At 71.4% G+C, this 17050-nt stretch carries 13 protein-coding genes and 1 pseudogene; 9 read left to right on the top strand and 5 right to left on the bottom strand.

The annotated features are described in order from the left end of the window. Nucleotides 1-22 precede the first annotated feature (22 nt). The 3 genes from ACWG52_RS24090 (at nucleotide 23) to ACWG52_RS24080 (ending at nucleotide 2410) form a co-directional block, all read left to right on the top strand. Nucleotides 23-937 (top strand): sugar phosphate isomerase/epimerase family protein, encoded by a 915-nt coding sequence (locus ACWG52_RS24090; protein ID WP_389811526.1) that lies wholly within the window; start codon nucleotides 23-25, stop codon nucleotides 935-937. Nucleotides 938-963: 26 nt separating this feature from the next. Further along, nucleotides 964-1974 carry a Gfo/Idh/MocA family protein gene (locus tag ACWG52_RS24085; protein ID WP_389811524.1) on the top strand — a complete coding sequence of 337 codons (1011 nt, stop codon included), beginning with the start codon at nucleotides 964-966 and terminating at the stop codon, nucleotides 1972-1974. Between the two features lie 235 nt (nucleotides 1975-2209). Further along, nucleotides 2210-2410 carry a helix-turn-helix transcriptional regulator gene (locus ACWG52_RS24080; protein WP_030716013.1) on the top strand — a complete coding sequence of 67 codons (201 nt, stop codon included), beginning with the start codon at nucleotides 2210-2212 and terminating at the stop codon, nucleotides 2408-2410. Between the two features lie 66 nt (nucleotides 2411-2476). Here ACWG52_RS24080 and ACWG52_RS24075 read toward each other — a convergent pair whose 3' ends face one another. Beyond that, the gene (locus ACWG52_RS24075; RefSeq protein WP_453125867.1) at nucleotides 2477-4714 is read right to left on the bottom strand and encodes an MMPL family transporter; all 2238 of its coding nucleotides are present in this window, start codon (nucleotides 4712-4714) and stop codon (nucleotides 2477-2479) included. A gap of 131 nt (nucleotides 4715-4845) precedes the next feature. Between ACWG52_RS24075 and ACWG52_RS24070 the strand changes: the two genes are divergently transcribed. After that, nucleotides 4846-5559 carry a TetR/AcrR family transcriptional regulator gene (locus ACWG52_RS24070; RefSeq protein ID WP_389811517.1) on the top strand — a complete coding sequence of 238 codons (714 nt, stop codon included), beginning with the start codon at nucleotides 4846-4848 and terminating at the stop codon, nucleotides 5557-5559. On the opposite strand, the gene ACWG52_RS24065 is transcribed toward ACWG52_RS24070, so the two are convergent. Continuing rightward, a complete protein-coding gene (locus ACWG52_RS24065) occupies nucleotides 5537-6637 on the bottom strand; it encodes a cation:proton antiporter (RefSeq protein ID WP_389811514.1) in 1101 nt (366 codons plus the stop codon). The genes ACWG52_RS24070 and ACWG52_RS24065 overlap by 23 nt on opposite strands. A gap of 170 nt (nucleotides 6638-6807) precedes the next feature. On the opposite strand from ACWG52_RS24065, the gene ACWG52_RS24060 reads away from it, so the two are divergent. Both ACWG52_RS24060 and ACWG52_RS24055 read left to right on the top strand, forming a co-directional pair. Continuing rightward, nucleotides 6808-7041: a heavy-metal-associated domain-containing protein gene (locus ACWG52_RS24060; RefSeq protein ID WP_030384770.1), complete on the top strand. Its 234-nt coding sequence runs from the start codon at nucleotides 6808-6810 to the stop codon at nucleotides 7039-7041. Nucleotides 7042-7154: 113 nt separating this feature from the next. Continuing rightward, nucleotides 7155-9422 (top strand): heavy metal translocating P-type ATPase, encoded by a 2268-nt coding sequence (locus ACWG52_RS24055; RefSeq protein WP_390169403.1) that lies wholly within the window; start codon nucleotides 7155-7157, stop codon nucleotides 9420-9422. A gap of 390 nt (nucleotides 9423-9812) precedes the next feature. Here the strand turns inward: ACWG52_RS24055 and ACWG52_RS24050 are convergent, their stop codons facing one another. Both ACWG52_RS24050 and recD2 read right to left on the bottom strand, forming a co-directional pair. Continuing rightward, entirely contained in the window at nucleotides 9813-11102 is a 1290-nt protein-coding gene (locus tag ACWG52_RS24050; RefSeq protein WP_030716028.1) for a citrate synthase, read from the bottom strand. Between the two features lie 182 nt (nucleotides 11103-11284). After that, nucleotides 11285-13543, bottom strand: coding sequence for an SF1B family DNA helicase RecD2 (gene recD2, locus ACWG52_RS24045; RefSeq protein WP_389811507.1), 2259 nt, complete (start codon nucleotides 13541-13543; stop codon nucleotides 11285-11287). Between the two features lie 278 nt (nucleotides 13544-13821). Here recD2 and ACWG52_RS24040 point away from each other — a divergent pair, with 278 nt between their 5' ends. Further along, nucleotides 13822-14370 carry a DUF937 domain-containing protein gene (locus tag ACWG52_RS24040; RefSeq protein ID WP_389811504.1) on the top strand — a complete coding sequence of 183 codons (549 nt, stop codon included), beginning with the start codon at nucleotides 13822-13824 and terminating at the stop codon, nucleotides 14368-14370. Between the two features lie 57 nt (nucleotides 14371-14427). Then, nucleotides 14428-14940, top strand: a pseudogene (locus tag ACWG52_RS24035) (GNAT family N-acetyltransferase); the annotation flags it as partial. Here ACWG52_RS24035 and ACWG52_RS24030 read toward each other — a convergent pair. Next, on the bottom strand, nucleotides 14846-15832 hold the full coding sequence (locus ACWG52_RS24030; RefSeq protein WP_389811501.1) for an EamA family transporter: 987 nt from the start codon (nucleotides 15830-15832) through the stop codon (nucleotides 14846-14848). The pseudogene ACWG52_RS24035 and the gene ACWG52_RS24030 overlap by 95 nt on opposite strands. Nucleotides 15833-15932: 100 nt before the next feature. Here ACWG52_RS24030 and ACWG52_RS24025 point away from each other — a divergent pair, with 100 nt between their 5' ends. Next, entirely contained in the window at nucleotides 15933-16841 is a 909-nt protein-coding gene (locus ACWG52_RS24025; RefSeq protein ID WP_389811498.1) for a LysR family transcriptional regulator, read from the top strand. Nucleotides 16842-17050: the final 209 nt, after the last annotated feature.

The following is a 17050-nucleotide window of genomic DNA, read 5'->3' as shown; positions in this document are numbered from 1 at the left end:
CCTCCACCCTAAGGTGGCCGTCATGACGTCCTCCCCGCCCGCGTTGACGCGTATCCGCATCGGTTCGGCTCCGGACTCCTGGGGTGTCTGGTTTCCCGACGACCCCCGGCAGACCCCGTGGGAACGCTTCCTCGACGAGGTCGCCGACGCCGGGTACGAGTGGATCGAGCTCGGCCCCTACGGCTACCTGCCCACCGATCCCGTCCGCCTCGCCGAGGAGACGGCCCGGCGCGGACTGCGCGTCTCGGCCGGAACCGTCTTCACCGGACTCCATCACGGGCCCGCCGTGTGGGAGGACACCTGGGAGCACGTGTCGCGGATCGCGGCGCTCACCCAGGCCATGGGCGCGGCCCATCTCGTCGTCATCCCCTCCTTCTGGCGGGACGACAAGACCGGGAAGGTGCTGGAGGACCGCGCCCTCACCCCCGCTCAGTGGCGTGAACTGGCCTCGCAGACCGAGCGCCTCGGCCGTGAGGTCCAGGACCGGTACGGACTGCGGATCGTGGTCCATCCGCACGCCGACACCCACATCGACACCCCGGAGAACGTGGCCCGCTTCCTGGACGCCACCGACCCCGCGCTCGTCTCCCTCTGCCTGGACACGGGGCACTACGCGTACTGCGGCGGGGACAGCGTGCGGGCCGTGGAGACCTTCGGTGAGCGGATCGGCTACCTCCACCTCAAGCAGGTGGATCCGCGGATCCTCGCCGAAGTCGTCGCCGAGGAGCTGCCCTTCGGGCCGGCCGTGGGCCGTGGGGTGATGTGCGAACCGCCCTCGGGGGTGCCCGCGCTGGAGCCGGTGCTCGCGGCGGCCCAGCGTCTGGGCGTGGACCTCTTCGCGATCGTGGAGCAGGACATGTACCCGTGCGCGCCGGACCGGCCGCTGCCCATCGCCCGCCGCACCCGCGCCTACCTCCGCTCCTGCGGCGCCCGCTGACCCTTCGGAAGGAAGAGGAGTACGAGATGAGCACGCTCGGCATCGCCGTCATCGGCACCGGGAAGATGGGCGCCGATCACGTCCGCCGGATCGGGCGGACCGTGGGCGGGGCCCGTGTGGTGGCCGTGGCCGACCCGGACGGGGACCGGGTCAAGGAGGTCGCGGGCACCTTGGACGGGGCGACGGCGCACACCGACCCGGCGGCGGCGATAGCCGCACCCGGTGTCCAGGCGGTGCTGATCGCCTCTCCCGGGCCCGCCCACGAGGAGGCGATCCTGCAGGCGCTGGAGCGGGAGTTGCCGGTGCTGTGCGAGAAGCCGCTGACCCCGGACCCGGCGGGGGCGCTGCGGGTCATGGAGGCCGAACAGCGGCTGGGGCGGCGCCTGGTGCAGGTGGGATTCATGCGGCGCTACGACGCCGAGTACACGAGGCTGAAGGAGCTCTTGGACGCGGGCGGGATCGGGCGCCCGCTCTTCCTGCACTGCCGGCACCGCAATGCCTCGTCGCCGTCGTTCTTCACCAGCGACATGCTGATCAGCGACTCGGTGGTGCACGAGGTGGACGCGGCCCGCTGGCTGCTGGGGCAGGAGATCACCGCCGTCACCGTGCTCTCGCCCCGGCCCACGGCGGCCGCTCCCGAGGGGCTGAGCGATCCCCGGCTGGTGCTGCTGGAGACCTCCGGCGGGGCCGTCGTCGACGTGGAGATCTTCGTCAACTGCGGTTTCGGCTACCAGGTGCAGTGCGAGGCGGTCGGCGAGGCGGGCAGTGCCCGGATCGGCGACGGTCACGCGATGGTGGTGCAGGCGGCGGGCCGGTGGGGCGGCGCGATCGACCAGGACTTCACGGTGCGCTTCGCCGACGCCTACGACCGCCAGCTACGGAGCTGGGTGGCCGCGGCCGGACGCGGCCGGGTGGCGGGGCCCGACGCGTGGGACGGCTACGCGGCGGCGGCCGTCTCCGAGGCGGGTCTCGCGGCGGCACGCAGCGGCGCCCGCTCCGTGGTGGAGCTGACGGAACGCCCGGCCCTGTACCTCTGACGCCCCGCCCACTCATCACACCCGACCCCTGTGGCGCTCCTGTCACAGGGATCCCTCTTCTGTCACGCATGTCCGTATTACGCGGGTCTTCCGTCACAGGAGGTCGACAGCCCCTCCCCTGTCGTCACTCCGCGTCGTTCCCCGGGCACAACCCGAGTGATCGTCAGTGTCCACGCGCCGGCTCCCCCGACGGCCTCCCGGCCGGCCCCGCGGCGTGGACAAGGAGGTGTCCAGCATGAGCGACCGACAACTGTGGTCGTACAAGGAGATCGCTGCCCACATCCGGGTCCAGCCGGACACCGTGCGCTCCTACCGCAAGCACGGACTGCTGCCCACGCCCGATCACGTGGAGGGGGGCAAGCCCTACTGGTACGCCGATACCGTGCGTGCCTGGGTGGCCCGCCGGCCCGGGAACCGGGGCCGCCGCGAGGACTGACCTGCTCGGCGCCGGGTGAGGGGACCCCCGGATCCCCTCACCCGCCCGCGCCCCCGTTGACAGGCCCTAGGTGCCGGCTCCTACGGGTATCCGGTCCGGCTCCGACGTCCGGGGCGCGGACTCGCCCTCGCTCAGGCCGAACCTCTCGTGCAGGCGGCGCAGCGGGGCCGGGGCCCACCAGGTGGCCCGGCCGGTCAGCTTCATCACCGCCGGGACGAGGAGGCTGCGGACGACCATGGCGTCCATCAGGACCGCCAGCGCGATCCCGAGCCCCAGCATCTTGGTGTTGGTCACCCGGGAGGTGCCGATGGCCACCATCACCACCGCCAGGATCACGGCCGCCGCGGTGATCAGCCCACCGGTGCGGGCCAGCCCCGTCCGGACGGCGCTCTCGTGGTCCCCGGTCCGGTCGTACTCCTCCTTGATGCGGGAGATGAGGAACACCCCGTAGTCCATGGAGAGTCCGAAGGCGATGCAGAACATCAGCACCGGCAGGGTGGTCTCTATGTCGCCGGTGACGGTGAAGGAGAGGAGTCCGGAGAGGTTGCCCTCCTGGAACACCCACACCACCGCCCCGAACATCGCGGTCAGGCTGAGCGCGTTGAGCAGCACCGCCTGCAGCGGTATCAGCAGGCTCCCGGTGAGCAGGAACACCAGCAGCAGCGTGGCAAGGACCACCAGGGCCGCCGCCGCGGGCAGGGCGCCGGCGATGGCCTGCTGCGCGTCGACGAGGACGGCGGCCTGTCCGGTCACCGAGGTCTTGAAGTCGGCGTCCACGGCGCGGACGTCGTCGACCAGGTCCCGGGCCGTCTCTCCCACGGCCTCACCCTCGACGGACAGCGAGAAGGAGCTGTAGCGGCCTTCCGTCCTGGAGGCGATCGGCCCGTCGACCCGGATCACGCCGGGCAGGGCGGCCAGTCGGTCCCGGTAGGCCATCAGGCTCTCGGGGCCGGGGGCTCCCTCGGCGAGCACGGTGAGACCGCCGCCGGGGCTGTTCGGGAAGCCGTCGCGGATCTGCTCCTGCACCATGTGCGAGGAGGCGTCCTTCGGGAGCTGCCGGTCATCGACCGTGCCGAACTTGACGCCCAGGAAAGGCAGTCCGAGGAGCAGCAGGCCCACGGTCGTGGCCACGGCGAACACCGGGGCGCGCCGCATCACGAGAGCGGCCGTCCAGCGCCAGCCCTTGCCCGTCTCCGCGGGTTCCGTCGCGGCTGCCTCGGGCCGGCCCCGCCGCCACAGTCTGCGCAGGTCGAGGGCATTGACCCGGTTGCCGAGGAGGACCAGGGCGGCCGGCAGCAGGATCAGTGCGGCCGCGGCCGCGAGCAGGACCACCGCGACTCCGGCGTAGGCGAAGGAGCGCAGGAAGTACATGGGGAAGAAGAGCATCGCCGAGAGCGAGACGGCGACGGTGAGTGCCGAGAAGAGCACGGTGCGCCCGGCGGTGCGCAGGGTGACCCCGACCGCGGCGACCGGATCGTGCCCGGCGGCGAGTTCCTCGCGGAACCTGCGGACGATGAACAGGGCGTAGTCGACGGCGAGTCCGAGACCGAGGGCTGTGGTCAGGTTCTGGGCGAAGACGGAGACGTCGGTGACCTCGGTGAGTCCGCGCAGGACGGCATTGGTGCCGAGGATGGCCACGATGCCCACGCCGAGGGGCAGCAGGGCGGCGACCGCGCTGCCGAAGACGAGGACGAGCAGGACGAGGGTGATCGGCAGGGCGATCAGTTCGGCGCGCAGCAGGTCTTCCTGGATGGTCCGGGTGACCTCGCGCTGGACCGCGGCGGGACCACCGAGGGACACCCGCACCGGGCCGTGTTCGCCCTCGAAGCGCGGGGCCAGGCGTTCCAGGGTGGCGGTGGCCGTCTTCTCGTCGCCCTGGACGCGGGCGACGACGAGCGCCTGCCGGCCGTCCTCCGAGCGCAGCGTGGGCAGCTGGGCGCGCCAGTACGAGCCGACGCCGACGACCCCCCGTTCGGCGGCGAGTGCGGTGGTGAGCCGTTCGGCTTCGGCGGCGACGGCGGGGTCGTCGACCCCGCCGGTGCCCGCGGCGGAGTCGACGAGCAGGAGCAGGTTGGGCTCGGAGTCCGGGAACTCCCGCTCCAGGGCCCGTGTGGCGTAGGTGGACTGGGCGCCCGGGTCCTCCCAGCCGCCGCTTCCCAGCCGGTCGGCGACGCCGCCGCCGGCGACCACGGCCATGGCCGTGACCAGCAGGGCGAGCAGCAGCGTGAGCCGCGGCCGGGCCGTGACGAACCGGGTCCACCCCGCGTCCGCCCCGGAGGACGGCGGTTTCTTGACTTCGGACATGACTCGGTGTCCCCTTCACCGTGATTGCCAGGCCACTTAGACTGGCAAACACGAGCAGTCGCTCGCGTTTCTCAAGAATGCGAGCGATCACTCGCGTTTGTCAATCGCCCACGGGAAGCAGGGGATTGGACATGCCAGGGACACGCATGGGCAAAAACACCGAAAAGGGGACCGAAGGCCCCGGAAAGGGGACCGAGGGCTCCGAGAAGGTGACTGCCGACACCGGCACCACGGCCACCCCGCGCCGCCGTCAGGCCCGCGGCGAACGTCGGATCTCCCAGCTGCTGGCCGCCGCCGCCGGAGTGTTCTGCCGTACCGGCTACGCCTCGGCCAGCACCAACGCCATCGCCCGCGAGGCGGGCGTGTCGCCGGGCACCCTGTACCAGTACTTCCCCAACAAGGAGGCCATCGCGGTCGAGCTCGGAGGCCAGCTGCTCCAGCGCGCGCACGAGACGCACGGGCAGGCCTTCCGCCCCGAGAACCTCCGGCGTCCGCTGCCCGAGCTGCTCGACGCCGTCCTCGACCCGGTCATCGCCTTCAACTGCGAGAACCCGGCCTTCTGGGCACTCATGCACGGCACCGGCGTCCCCGGCATCGCCCAGGAGCACGAGGAACTGCACGTCGGTCTGCTCGCCCGGATCGAGGCCGTGCTGCGCGACTTCTGCCCCGAAGCCTCGACCCAGGAGCTCACCCACATCTCGAACATGATCCTGGGCATCTTCAAGTCGTCCCTCGACCTGATCCTGGCCCACGAGGGCGAGGAGCGCGCCGCCTACACCGCCGAGCTCAAGACCGTCCTGCTGCGCTACCTGGAGCCGATGATCACCACGACTCCCCCTCGCTGACCCGCCCGGCCCGGCCGGCCCGCACCATCTCGGCGCCCTCCGGGCCCCGCGCGCGGGCCAGCAGCCACAGCCCCACCAGCGGGAACACCAGGACGGACAGCATCCCGGCCCCCACCAGCGCCGCCGCCACGCCCGGCGTCATCATCCCGTCCTCCACGCCCAGCGTCGTGATGGCCACCACCAGCGGCAGCGCGGTGGACCCGAACAGCACCAGGGCAGAGCGCTCGTACCGCCCCAGGTCGCGCGGCGCCAGCAGGCGGATCGGCAGACCGCGCACCACGAGGAAGAGCGCCAGGAACACCGGCAGCAGAAGCAGCTCCCGCCCGCCCGACAGCAGCGCGTCCAGGTCGAACTCGATCCCCGTGACCACGAAGAACAGTGGCACCAGGAAGCCGAACCCCATGGCCTCCACCTTCGACAGCACGGTCTCGCTGCTCTCCGGCGCGGCCCCGTGCAGCACCAGCCGGGTGATCAGCCCGGCCGCGAAGACGCCCAGCAGCATGTCGAGGCCGAGCGCCTCGGACAACGCCAGCATCGCCACCAGCAACAGGAGGACCAGCCGCACGGCGAACTGCGCACTGCTGTGCAGGGTCTTGGCGATGACCCGGGACAGCCACGGCGGCTTGGGCCGCAGCGCCCAGAACAGCGCCGCGGCCGTCAGCAGGGCGAAGACCACCAGAAGCGCCGCCGAGCCGGCCGGCGCACGCCCGCTCAGCAGCAGCGACATGGCGATGATCGGCCCGAACTCGCCCACCGCGCCCATCGCCATCATCACGGACCCGAAGCGGCCCTGGAGGTCCCCGGTGTCCCTGAGGATGGGTAGGACGGCACCCAGCGCCGTACTGGTGAGCGCGGTGCCCACGTACACCCCCTGGCCGAAACCACCGCCCCGGGCGAGCAGGGTCCCGACGACCAGCCCCAGGGCGAGCGCGATCAGCCAGGCCCACACCGAGCGCTTGAGGGTGTCCCCCTTCACGCGGTCGAACCGGATCTCGTACCCCGCGAGGAAGATCAGCATGGCCAGCCCCAGCTGACTCAGTACGTCGACGAGGCTTCCCGAGTGATCCATATCAGCCATTTACGTACAGTCCGGCCATACCGGCCAGTTTTCCCACGAGGATCGAAAGACCGGGAGCCGGTGCTCGCTTTATACCCCCCAGGGGTATAGTCTCGACGTGTCGGGAGGACGGTGGAGCCATCGGCCGCCCCTCCCGGTGACCGGCACACGCCCCTGAAGAGGAGAACGACATGACCGCCGAGACGGACACCCAGACCACCACCGTCTACCGGGTGACCGGCATGACCTGCGGACACTGCGAGGGCGCGGTGACCACCGAGATCTCCGCCCTGCCGGGCGTCAGCACCGTCAAGGCCGTCGCCGCGACAGGCGAGGTCACCGTGGTCTCCGCCGCCCCGCTCGCGGACGAGGACGTCCGCGCCGCGGTGGACGAGGCCGGCTACGAGTTCGCCGGACAGGTCTGAGCGGCCCGCCCCACCCGCACGACACCCGCGGCAGCCCCGCGGGACCCCGCCGGGCCGTGCCGGCCAGCTCATACTGGTCCCGTACGGCCCGGCCATCCCCCTGGAGCCGGAACATGAGCAGCAGCACAGTGCACGACGGACCGATAACGGCGGTCGAACTCTCGATCGGCGGGATGACCTGCGCCTCCTGCGCCGCCCGCATCGAGAAGAAGCTCAACCGGATGGACGGCGTCGAGGCCTCGGTCAACTACGCCACCGAGAAGGCCCACGTCTCCTACACCGGTGACGTGCGGGTCGCCGACCTGATCGCGACCGTCGTCAAGACCGGCTACACCGCCGAGGAGCCTCCGCCGCCGCCCACGCCGGAAGCCGCCGAAGAGGTACGCGGCGAAGCCGGGGCCGAAACCCCCGACCCGGTGCTCGCCGCCCTGCGGCAGCGCCTGCTGGTCTCCGTCGCGCTCGCCCTGCCCGTGATCCTGCTCGCGATGGTCCCTGCCCTCCAGTTCGACAACTGGCAGTGGCTCTCGCTGACCCTCGCGGCCCCCGTCGTCGTCTGGGGCGGACACCCCTTCCACAAGGCCGCCTGGACCAACGCCCGGCACGGCGCCGCCACCATGGACACCCTGGTCTCGGTCGGCACGCTGGCCGCCTTCACCTGGTCGCTGTGGGCCCTGTTCTTCGGCCACGCGGGCATGCCCGGCATGCGCCACGGCTTCGACCTCACCATCTCCCGCACCGACGGCTCCTCCGCCATCTACCTGGAGGTCGCGGCCGGCGTCGTCTCCTTCATCCTGCTCGGCCGCTACCTGGAGGCCCGCTCCAAGCGGAAGGCGGGCGCCGCCCTCAAGGCCCTGCTGGAGCTGGGCGCCAAGGACGTCATGGTCCTGCGCGCCGGCCAGGAGGTACGGATCCCGGTGAGCGCGCTCGCGGTCGGCGACCGGTTCGTCGTCCGCCCCGGCGAGAAGATCGCCACCGACGGCACCGTCGTCGAGGGCGGCTCCGCCGTGGACGCCTCCATGCTGACCGGCGAATCCGTCCCGGTCGACGTCGTCGTGGGCGACTCCGTCACCGGAGCGACCGTCAACACCTCCGGACGTCTGGTCGTCGAGGCCACCCGGATCGGAGCCGACACCCAGCTCGCCCGGATGGCGAAGATGGTGGAGGACGCGCAGAACGGCAAGGCCGAGGTGCAGCGCCTCGCCGACCAGATCTCCGGGATCTTCGTACCCGTCGTCCTGGTGCTCGCCCTCGGCACCTGGATCACCTGGCTGCTGATCACCGACGACCCCACCGCCGCCTTCACCGCGGCCGTGGCCGTCCTGATCATCGCCTGCCCGTGCGCCCTGGGCCTGGCCACCCCGACCGCGCTGATGGTCGGCACCGGGCGGGGCGCCCAGCTCGGCATCCTGATCAAGGGCCCCGAGGTCCTGGAATCCACCCGCCGTGTGGACACCGTCGTCCTGGACAAGACCGGCACCGTCACCACCGGCCGGATGACCCTCGCCGGCGTCTTCACCGCCGAGGGCGTCGACGAGCGCGAACTCCTGCGCCTGGCCGGATCCCTGGAGCACGCCTCGGAGCACCCGATCGCCCGGGCCGTCGCCACCGGGGCGGCGGAACGGGCCGGCTCCCTGCCGGTTCCGGAGTCGTTCGAGAACGTCGCCGGGCTCGGCGTCCAGGGCGTGGTCGACGGACACGCCGTCCTGGTGGGCCGCGAACGCCTGCTGGCCGACTGGTCGATCGAGCTGCCGGCCGCCCTCGCCGAGGCCAAGACGGCCGCCGAGGCCGCGGGCAGCACCGCCGTCCTGGTCGCCTGGGACGGCGCGGCGCGCGGGGTCCTGACCGTGGCCGACGCGATCAAGGAGACCAGTGCCGAGGCGGTCTCCCGGCTACGGGCGCTCGGCCTCACCCCGGTCCTGCTGACGGGTGACAACAAGGCCGTCGCCGCGACGGTGGCCCGCGAGGTGGGCATCGACGAGGTGATCGCCGAGGTCCTCCCGCAGGACAAGGTGGACGTCGTACGCCGCCTGCAGGCCGAGGGCCGTACGGTCGCGATGGTCGGCGACGGGGTCAACGACGCGGCCGCGCTGGCCCAGGCGGACCTCGGGCTGGCCATGGGCACCGGCACGGACGCGGCCATCGAGGCGGGCGACCTGACCCTGGTACGGGGCGACCTGCGGGTCGCGGCCGACGCGATCCGGCTCTCGCGCCGGACCCTGGCCACGATCAAGGGCAACCTGTTCTGGGCCTTCGGCTACAACGTGGCGGCCCTGCCGCTGGCGGCCGCCGGTCTGCTCAACCCGATGATCGCGGGGGCCGCGATGGCCTTCTCCTCGGTCTTCGTGGTGACCAACAGCCTCCGGTTGCGGTCCTTCCGTTAGTGGCCCCCTCCCCACGGTCCGCACACTTCCTTCACAGGAGACGCAGATCACAGTGACCGCAACGTAACCATCCGGGGTCGTCGCGGGTCTAATGGGGCGATACCAAGAACGTCTTGGGGGACGTTTCACGGAAGCCTGGGGGGTTTCCGTGGGTATCAGCCGGCCGGGACACGTACCCGCGGGAGGCTTTGAGCGGCCCTCCCGGACGAACGGGTCCCGGCACACCGACGCCCCGGCTCGGGTCCCGTGGGGGGAATCCGTTTCGGGGAAAAGGGAAGCGCCCCGACCGTCGACCCGTGGGGGGATCGACGGCGGGGCGCTTCTCGCATGCTCAGGGTGATCGGTGGTGCGCTCCGCGCGGCCGCACGCCGCGCGGAGGAAAGCCTCGGGTCAGCGGGCTTCCACGGGAACGAAGTCGCGCAGGACCTCGCCCGTGTAGATCTGGCGCGGGCGACCGATGCGGGAACCCGGTTCCTTGATCATCTCGTGCCACTGGGCGATCCAGCCGGGAAGGCGGCCGAGCGCGAAGAGCACGGTGAACATCTCGGTGGGGAAGCCCATCGCCCGGTAGATCAGACCGGTGTAGAAGTCCACGTTCGGGTAGAGGTTGCGCTCGACGAAGTAGTCGTCGGCCAGCGCGTGCTCTTCCAGCTTGAGCGCGATGTCGAGCAGCTCGTCGCTCTTGCCGAGCGCCGAGAGGACGTCGTGGGCCGCCGCCTTGATGATCTTCGCGCGGGGGTCGAAGCTCTTGTAGACACGGTGTCCGAAGCCCATGAGGCGGACGCCGTCCTCCTTGTTCTTCACCTTGCGGATGAAGGCGTCGACGTCGCCGCCGTCGTTCTTGATGCCTTCCAGCATCTCGAGGACGGACTGGTTGGCGCCACCGTGCAGCGGACCCCACAGGGCCGAGATGCCGGCGGAGATCGAGGCGAACATGTTCGCCTGCGAGGAGCCGACCAGACGCACGGTGGACGTGGAGCAGTTCTGCTCGTGGTCCGCGTGCAGGATCAGCAGCTTGTCGAGCGCGGAGACCACGACCGGGTCCAGGTCGTACTCCTGGGCCGGCACGGAGAAGGTCATGCGCAGGAAGTTCTCGACGTAGCCGAGGTCGTTGCGCGGGTAGACCACCGGGTGGCCGACCGACTTCTTGTACGCGTAGGCCGCGATCGTCGGGAGCTTGGCCAGCAGTCGGATCGTCGAGAGGTTGCGCTGCGTCTCGTCGAACGGGTTGTGGCTGTCCTGGTAGAACGTCGACAGCGCGCTGACCACGGAGGACAGCATCGCCATCGGGTGCGCGTCACGCGGGAAGCCGTCGTAGAAGCGCTTCACGTCCTCGTGCAGCAGCGTGTGCTGGGTGATGTCGTTGCGGAACGACGCGAGCTGGTCGACGGTCGGCAGCTCGCCGTTGATCAGCAGGTACGCGACCTCGATGAAGGTCGAGCGCTCGGCGAGCTGCTCGATCGGGTAGCCGCGGTAGCGCAGGATGCCCTGCTCACCGTCGAGGTAGGTGATCGCGGACTTGTAGGCCGCGGTGTTGCCGTACCCACTGTCCAAGGTGACGAGCCCGGTCTGGGCCCGCAGCTTCGAGATGTCGAAGCCCTGGTCACCGACGGTGCTTTCGACCACCGGGTAGGTGTATTCACCGTCCGCGTACCGGAGTACTACAGAGTTGTCGCTCACGTCATCCCTCACCGACGTAGTGCCTCTTCTTCGAGGTGCCCTGACTTCCTCTACCTTCCCCCATTTGGCGCAGGAGAGTGCACTCGGGGTCGGCCTTTGGCGCTTCTGACGGCACTGAGTGCCGCCAACCTCCTCATCCTGCCCCCTCCGCACCGGTGCCGGAACCCCAAATGATCGATCATCTAGGTGATGTTTCCCACCGGTATCCGGCCGGACAGCCTGGCAGCGACCGCCGTGTACCTCCTGCCTGCGGAAACGGTACGCACCGCCTGCCCGAGGGCCTTGCGGGACCCGACGAGGACGACCAGTTTCTTCGCCCTGGTCACCGCCGTGTAGAGCAAGTTGCGCTGGAGCATCATCCAGGCCCCGGTGGTGACGGGGATCACCACCGCCGGATATTCACTCCCCTGTGAACGGTGAATGGTGACGGCGTACGCGTGGGCCAGCTCGTCGAGCTCACCGAATTCGTACACGATCTCCTCATCCTCCTCCGTCCGTACCGTCAGGCGCTGTTCGTCCACGTCCAGGCCGGTGACCACGCCGACCGTGCCGTTGAAGACCCCGTTGGCGCCCTTCTCGTAGTTGTTCCGGATCTGGGTCACCTTGTCGCCCACCCGGAAGACCCTGCCGCCGAACCTCTTCTCCGGCAGGTCGGGCCGGGCCGGGGTCATCGCCTGCTGGAGCAGTCCGTTGAGGTTCCCGGCGCCGGCCGGGCCGCGGTGCATGGGGGCGAGCACCTGGACGTCCCGCCGCGGGTCGAGCCCGAATCTGGCCGGAATCCTTCGGGCCGCCACGTCAACGGCCAACACCCCGGCCGCCTCCGTGTCCTCCTCCGGGAAGAGGAAGAAGTCCGGCAGCCCGTCGGTGATCGGCGGCAGGCCGGTGTTGATCCGGTGGGCGTTGGTGACCACGCCGGACTGCTGGGCCTGCCGGAAGATCCGGGTCAGCCGCACCGCGGGCACCGGGCCGTCCTCGGCCAGCAGGTCCCGCAGCACCTCCCCGGCGCCGACCGAGGGCAGCTGGTCCACATCGCCGACCAGCAGCAGGTGCGCCCCCGGCGCGACCGCCTTGACCAGCTTGTTGGCCAGGAGCAGGTCCAGCATCGAGGCCTCGTCCACCACGACCAGGTCCGCGTCCAGCGGCCGGTCCCGGTCGTACGCCGCGTCCCCGCCCGGTTTGAGCTCCAGCAGCCGGTGCACGGTGGAGGCCTCGGCCCCGGTGAGCTCGGCCAGCCGCTTCGCCGCCCGGCCGGTGGGCGCGGCCAGCACCACCTTGGCCTTCTTCGCCCGGGCCAGCTCGACGATGGAGCGCACGGTGAAGGACTTGCCGCAGCCCGGCCCGCCCGTGAGGACGGCGACCCGGCGGGTCAGCGCCAGCTTGACCGCGTCCCGCTGCTCGGGGGCGAGTGTGGCCCCCGTCCGCCCGGCGAGCCAGCCCAGGGCCTTCTCCCAGTCCACGTCCTGGAAGCCCGACATCCGGTCGTCCTCGGCGTGCAGCAGCCGGCGCACCTGCCCCACCAGGGACAGCTCGGCCCGGTGGAAGGGCACCAGGTACACGGCCGTCAGCGGGTCCGGCCCGCCCTGCGGATCCGGTACGGACTCCCGTACGACCCCTTCCGGATCGGCGGCGAGCTCGGCCAGACAGTCGATCACCAGCCCGGTGTCCACCTGGAGCAGCTTGACCCCGTCGGCGATCAGGCGGTCCTCGGGGAGGAAGCAGTGCCCCTGGTCGGTGGATTGGGACAGGGCGTACTGGAGGCCGGCCTTGACCCGCTCGGGGCTGTCGTGCGGAATGCCGACGGCCTGGGCGATGCGGTCGGCGGTGAGGAAGCCGATGCCCCACACGTCGGCGGCGAGCCGGTACGGCTGGTTCTTCACCACGGAGATGGAGGCGTCGGCGTACTTCTTGTAGATGCGCACGGCGATGGAGGTGGAGACGCCGACGCCCTGGAGGAAGACCATGACCTCCTTGATGGCCTTCTGCTCCTCCCAGGCGGCGCCGATCAGCTCGGTGCGCTTGGGGCCGAGCCCGGGTACCTCGATCAGCCGCTTCGGCTCCCCCTCGATGACGTCGAGGGTGTCGGTGCCGAAGTGCTCCACGATCCGCTCGGCGATCTTCGGGCCGATGCCCTTGATCAGGCCGGAGCCGAGGTAGCGACGGATGCCCTGGATGGTCGCCGGGAGCACCGTCCGGTAGTTCTCCACGGTGAACTGCTTGCCGTACTGCGGGTGGGAGCCCCAGCGGCCCTCCATGCGCAGGGACTCGCCGGGCTGCGCGCCCAGCAGCGCCCCGACCACCGTGAGCAGGTCGCCGCCGCCGCGACCGGTGTCCACGCGGGCGACCGTGTACCCGCTCTCCTCGTTGGCGTAGGTGATGCGTTCGAGCACGCCGTCGACCACTGCCAGTTGCACCGCCCGCGGCGCCCCCTCTGCTGCTGCCATGACCCGAAGCTACCGGGTGGCGCCGACAGCGCGCCGGTCCTGTGGACAACGCGGAGGGACAACGCAAAGGGGGTCCCGCCTCGCGGCCGGACCCCCTCACGGTTACCCCTCCCGTGTCGGACTTCCCGATCCCCCCAGATCCCTCCCCGGAAGTGCCGACGCACCATACGACCCGCCATACGCCCGCAGGGTTGCACCCGGAGCCACAGCTTTATGTTTCCGTTACCAAACGCCTACTCAAGGTGCCGGCGAATCGGCACAGAAGTAGCGTTTCCGGCATGAGCGAATCTTCATTCCAGGACGACGTGCTGGGCGAACTCGGCGACGACAAGCTCACCGAGATCGCGGGCCTGCTCGGCACGGACACCACCGGCGCCCGGGAGACCGTCGCGGAGACCGTCGGCGCGATGACCGGCGACCTCCGGGAGAAGGCCGACGCCGACGACGCCGACGGCGTGGAGGTGCGCCAGGCCATCGCCGAGGTGGCCGAGGCCGAGCCGCCACTGGAGGGCGTGGCCACCTTCGGCGGCCTCGGCGGCCTCGGCGGCCTGCTCAGCGGCGGAATGATGGCCGGGGTGCTGGCCAAGGTGAGCAAGCCCGTGGCCGCGGCCCTCTCGAAGCGGACCGGCATCCCCGCGGCCACCATCAGCCGGGTCATCGAGATGCTGATCCCGGTCGTCCTGGCCGTCCTCGCCAAGCGCGCCTCCGGCAAGGCGGCGGGCGCCGGAGCCGCGGGTGCCCCCGGCGCCGCACCCGGAACGGCCCCCGGAGCGAGCGGCGGCCTCGGGGACCTGCTCGGCGAGATCCTCGGCAGTGGCAAGAAATAGCCGGCAGGAAAGAGCCTCCTCGGGGGCCCCACCGCCCAACCCTCCCCCTAGAGTTGGCCCATGGCTGAGAGCGTGCGGCTCCGCGACCCGGAACCGGGTGACCTGGGGTGGATCGTGCAGCGCCACGGCGCGCTGTACGCCGCCGAGTACGGCTGGAACAGCGACTTCGAGGGGCTGGTCGCCCGGATCGTCGCGGACTTCGCCCAGGACCACGACCCCTACCTCGAACGGGTGTGGATCGCGGAGCTGGACGGCCGGCCCGTCGGCTCGGTGATGTGCGTACGGGAGGAGGGCGCGCCCGGCACCGCCCGACTGCGGCTGCTCCTGGTCGATCCGCAGGGCCGCGGCCACGGCATCGGCACCCTGCTGGTCGACACCGTCGTGGCCTTCGCCCGCTCGGTCGGCTACCGCGAGCTGGTGCTGTGGACCAACGACGTGCTGACCGGCGCCCGCGAGCTCTACCTGAAGGCCGGGTTCACCCTGATCGCGGAGCGGCCGCACCGCTCGTACGGGGTGAGCCTGACGGGACAGGACTGGCGGCTGCCGCTGCAGGAGACCCGGCCGCACTGATCCCGGCGGGTGCCGGCGCCGGCGCCGGCGCCGCCGACCGCGCCGGGGTCAGCGAGGTCAGCGCCACCCCGCCGACCAGCAGGACGGCCGCCAGCCAGCGCAGCCCCGAGACGGACTCCCCGAGGACCAGGGCCGCCGAGGACATCCCGAAGACCGGGACCAGCAGCGAGAACGGGGCCACCGCGGAGGCCGGGTAGCGGCGCAGCAGATAGCTCCAGGCGGCGAAGCCGAAGACGGTGGACACCCAGGCGACGTAGCCGATGACGGCCACCCCGGACCAGTCCAGGGCCCGCAGCGCGGCCAGGTCCCGCTCCGGGCCCTCCAGCAGCAGCGAGAGCGCGAGCAACGGCAGGACCGGGACCGTGCACACCCACACCATGAAGTTCAGGGCGTCGGGCGGGGCGGCCTTGCGGGTCAGCACGTTGGACACGCCCCAACACGCGGCGGCGGCCACGACCAGCGTGAAGCCGAGCACCGGCCCGGAGGTCCCGCCGTCCACCGCGGCGACCGCGATCCCGGCGAGCGCGACGGTCATCCCGAGCACCCGGACCCGGCCCGGCCGTTCGCGCAGCAGGACGGCGGCGAGGACGGCGGTGAAGACGGACTGGATCTGCAGGACCAGCGAGGACAGCCCGGCGGGCATACCGGCGTCCATCCCGGTGAAGAGCAGACCGAACTTGGCCACGCCGAGGGCGATCCCGACGCCGACGATCCACTTCCAGGCGGCCTTGGGCCGACCGACGAAGAACACGGCGGGGAGAGCCGCGACCAGGAAGCGCAGGGCGGACAGCAGCAGGGGCGGGAAGTGGTCGAGGCCGATCTCGATGACCACGAAGTTGAAGCCCCAGACAGCCGCGACGAGCACGGCGAGGGCGGTGTGTACGGGACGCATGCTTCGAGCATCGACCGCCCGACCATGTAGCACCAGCGCGGATGTCTTCAGTGATGGATGAAGCGTTGCTTACGAATATGTGGGGTGTCACGATGGAGGCATGCTCGATCTCGCCCGGCTCCGCGCCCTGCACGCCGTCTCCGTCCACGGCTCGGTCGCCGGTGCGGCGGCCGCCCTCGGCTACACCCCCTCGGCGGTCTCCCAGCAGATCTCCAAGCTGGAACGGGAGACCCGCACCACCTTGCTGGAGCGGCGTGGGCGCGGGGTCGCGCTCACCGAGGAGGCCCGTCATCTCGCAGACGCGGCACAGGAGTTGCTGGCGATCGTGGAGCGCACCGAGACCACCTTGGAGGAGCGGCGCGGGCAGCCCGGAGGGCTGCTGACGGTGGCCGCGTTCGCCTCGGCGGCGCGCGGACTGCTGCCGGGGGTGCTGGCCGATCTGGCCCGCCGGCATCCGGCCCTGGACGTCCGCCTCACCGAGGTGGACCCGCACCTTTCCGTGGAACTGGTGGCCCGGGGGGTCACCGACCTGGCGGTGGCCCACGACTGGGACATCGCCCCGCTGCCCGCGCCCGAGGGGATCGAGCAGGCGGTGATCGGGGACGACCTCTGCGACCTGGTGGTGCCGGCCGGGCATCCCTTCACCACGCGCCGGGTCATCCGACGCTCCGACCTCGGCGGCGAGCGCTGGGTCTGCCAGCCGCCCGGCCGGGTGTGCCACGACTGGCTGGTACGGACCCTGCGCACGGCCGGGTTCGAGCCGGACATCGCGCACGTCGCGGAGGAGAACCACACCATCGTCGCGCTGGTCGCGGCCGGGCTCGGGGTGGCCGTCGTCCCCCGGCTGGGCACCGGCGCGCTGCCGCCGGGGGCCGTGGCCGTACCGCTGGAGCCGGGACCCGTACGCCGGTTGTACGCCCTGTGGCGGACCGGGGCGGCTCGACGCCCCGCGATCACCGAGGCCGTACGGAGCCTTCAGGACCACTGGGCGGACCACCAAAAGGCCTAAGACCTGTCCCGCGATCCCCGGCGGGCGCACGACGACAGCTACGGCACCTCGCCGCGTCGCCGGAACGCCCTGGTACGCCCCGTACGAGGACGCCCCGCCGCTTGCGATGCACCGCATCCGACGCCGTGCGCCGATCCACCGGGGAGGACGGGACAGCCCTTGGGCCGTCCCTTCCGGGGGACCTTCCGAGTGTCCGTCACCCCTGGGGC

The organism is Streptomyces sp. CLCI03 (assembly GCF_053615355.1).
This window is presented reverse-complemented; position numbering and strand designations above follow the sequence as displayed.

Coding starts and splice junctions, on each gene's coding strand:
- ACWG52_RS24090 (WP_389811526.1), top strand. CDS start 23: ATGACGTCCTCCCCGCCCGCGTTGACGCGTATCCGCATCGGTTCGGCT.
- ACWG52_RS24085 (WP_389811524.1), top strand. CDS start 964: ATGAGCACGCTCGGCATCGCCGTCATCGGCACCGGGAAGATGGGCGCC.
- ACWG52_RS24080 (WP_030716013.1), top strand. CDS start 2,210: ATGAGCGACCGACAACTGTGGTCGTACAAGGAGATCGCTGCCCACATC.
- ACWG52_RS24075 (WP_453125867.1), bottom strand. CDS start 4,714: ATGTCCGAAGTCAAGAAACCGCCGTCCTCCGGGGCGGACGCGGGGTGG.
- ACWG52_RS24070 (WP_389811517.1), top strand. CDS start 4,846: ATGCCAGGGACACGCATGGGCAAAAACACCGAAAAGGGGACCGAAGGC.
- ACWG52_RS24065 (WP_389811514.1), bottom strand. CDS start 6,637: ATGGCTGATATGGATCACTCGGGAAGCCTCGTCGACGTACTGAGTCAG.
- ACWG52_RS24060 (WP_030384770.1), top strand. CDS start 6,808: ATGACCGCCGAGACGGACACCCAGACCACCACCGTCTACCGGGTGACC.
- ACWG52_RS24055 (WP_390169403.1), top strand. CDS start 7,155: ATGAGCAGCAGCACAGTGCACGACGGACCGATAACGGCGGTCGAACTC.
- recD2 (WP_389811507.1), bottom strand. CDS start 13,543: ATGGCAGCAGCAGAGGGGGCGCCGCGGGCGGTGCAACTGGCAGTGGTC.
- ACWG52_RS24040 (WP_389811504.1), top strand. CDS start 13,822: ATGAGCGAATCTTCATTCCAGGACGACGTGCTGGGCGAACTCGGCGAC.
- ACWG52_RS24030 (WP_389811501.1), bottom strand. CDS start 15,832: ATGCGTCCCGTACACACCGCCCTCGCCGTGCTCGTCGCGGCTGTCTGG.
- ACWG52_RS24025 (WP_389811498.1), top strand. CDS start 15,933: ATGCTCGATCTCGCCCGGCTCCGCGCCCTGCACGCCGTCTCCGTCCAC.